Genomic DNA, 2,482 nt, shown 5'->3' with positions numbered 1-2,482 from the left:
ACAAAATAGGCGATTTTTGACCCATTCACCCCTTGTCCAGACTCGGATTCATCTCTCTAATTCCGAGCTACTATATTGTCGTTACGATACGGATCGTGATACGACAATCATTAAACCGCTCACTCGCCGCCAAATAGCGTGAGCGGTAACACGGTGCACAAAGGCGTGTCTAAGATTCTATTACGCAGGGTCTTAGTTTATTGCATTTGACAGGAATTTTTCTTCTACGTGTGAATACTTAAGAATGGACTAACTTTGCAAGGATGGAGGATACGGTCAAAATGTCGAAACCGAAACAGCTTCGCTTCACGATCCGAGTCAAGCTGGCGTTGGCAAGCTTGCTCTCAATTATTCTTTTTTTTGTTACGGGTATCACAAGTTATTTCACCCTTAAGTATGTCTCCCAGCAAAACGACCAGATTGTACTGGATACGATTCCGGTCGCGAAGGCGTCTGCCAATTTGTTGACCGATCTGGTGAATGAAGAAACGGGTGTTCGAGGATACCTGGTAACCGGTTCAGAAGAATTTCTTGAGCCATATAAAGCAGGTCATGAACAGTTGCAGAAGGATATCGCCCTGATTCGTGAACATGCGGCCCAACACCCAATCATGCAAGACTTGGTCGAAAATCAGGCGATTCCTCTCATCCAAAAAATCGAGTCGTACTTCCAAAACCAGATCGCCCTGGTGCAAAACGGGAAGATACAAGAGGCCCGTGCCAAAATCAAGGATGGCAAGAATGACATGGATGCATTTCGAAACGTCTTTGAAAAAATTGATGCGGATATCAAGAAACTGACGAATGACTCCTGGAATAACAGCAAGGATGCAACGTCGAATGCAGTCAGGGCTATTCTTCTTCTGAGTGTGGTGACACTTGTTTTATCGATCCTGTCCACCTTATATCTGTTCCGGGTGATTGTACGACCGATCACTTTGGTGAGTCGGCAGTTGCGTGACATCGCAGAGGGCGAAGGGGATCTTACAAGGGAGCTGTCCATCTCCTCCAACGACGAAATTGGGGACCTGGCAACATCCTTCAATCGAATGGTTCGGAATCTGCGTGAAATCATTCGCCAGGTAAGCGGCAGTGCCGAACAGGTAGCAGCCTCGTCGGAACAACTGACGGCAAGTGTGGAAGAAACCAGTGAAGCTACTCGGCAGATCACTTCCATCGTTCAGCAAGTGGCGGAGGGAACGGAACAACAAGTCAGAAGCGTGCAAGAGAGTACAACAGTGATCAACGAACTATCCGCTGGTATTCAACAGATTGCTGTCAATGCCCAAAGTGTTTCCGCAACCTCCGTAACCGCTCACGAGATGTCAATGGAGGGAGCACAAGCCATTCAGGCTGCGGTCAAGCAGATGGATTCCATCAGCCAAACGGTTAATCACCTTGGGCATGTGATCAAAGAACTGGGGGATCATTCAGAAAAAATTGGCCAGATTGTGGCCGTCATCACTGGAATTGCAGAACAAACCAATCTTTTGGCTTTGAACGCAGCCATCGAGGCAGCTAGAGCCGGAGAACACGGCCGAGGCTTTGCGGTAGTCGCCCAGGAAGTCCGAAAACTCGCTGAACAATCGGCCGAGTCGGCAAAACAAATTACAGATTTGATCTCGACGGTTCAGGATGAAACGAACAAGGCGGTACGTTCCATGGAGACGGCAACGCAGGAAGTAGGCAGGGGGATCGAGATCGTCCATACAGCAGGGGAGTCCTTCACGAAGATCCAAGAGTCTGTTACGCAAGTTACCGAACAGATCCAACAGGTATCTGCTGCATCCCAGCAAATGTCCACGGGTACGGAACATGCGATTCACTCGATCGATACCATTGCAGAAGTCACAGAAAATACGGCAGCAGGAACACAGCAGGTGACCGCCGCAACGGAAGAACAACTGGCAACGATGGAAGAGATCGGATCGGCCGCACGTGAACTTTCGAAGATGGCGGAAGAACTGCGATCACTTGTTGGCAAATTTAAGGTATAAGGAGTTCACCCTAAGGTGATTCGAGAAGAAGGCTCCGAAAGCGTCTCGGAGCCTTCAAAGTAAGTAACCGGCACGAGACAACCGGTCGTGTAACAAGCCTATTAAGCCTTCACGACATTGGCGCCATTACTATGGTGTCGAGGTAACTGTCTCACTTACGTGTGCTTATTGCGCGGGGAAGAAATACCCGGCTTCGACAGTTTTGCCCCCGATGTAGGCATCTGTGGATAACTAAAAACCCTTATTTGAAGCGGGTTTTACGGGGTTATCCGCAAGTGATTTGTAGGCAAAAACCCAAAAATCCGTAGGCACACGTTTTCTGTTGATAACTCATTATTAACATTGATTTTCTCTATATTTTGTGGTAATATGTAACCATGTATATTCGATCCACTTCCCGTAAAAATAAAGACGGATCTGTTGTTCGCTATGTCCAACTGGCTCATAATGAGCGTGATCCAATTACCGGCCAGTCGAAAGCGAAA

General features: G+C 47.8%; 1 protein-coding gene. It reads left to right on the top strand.

Going from position 1 to position 2,482, the window contains the following annotated elements; translation table 11 throughout:
- Positions 1-281: 281 nt before the first annotated feature.
- Complete coding sequence (locus C230_RS0100550) at positions 282-1,997, top strand: methyl-accepting chemotaxis protein (protein ID WP_018130146.1); 1,716 nt, start codon at positions 282-284, stop codon at positions 1,995-1,997.
- Positions 1,998-2,482 lie beyond the last annotated feature (485 nt).

Origin of the sequence: Effusibacillus pohliae DSM 22757 (assembly GCF_000376225.1) — a bacterium.
In the GTDB taxonomy this organism is placed as follows: Bacteria; Bacillota; Bacilli; order Tumebacillales; family Effusibacillaceae; genus Effusibacillus; species Effusibacillus pohliae.
Note: the sequence above shows the minus strand (reverse complement) of the source record. Positions and strands in the feature narration are given on the sequence as shown.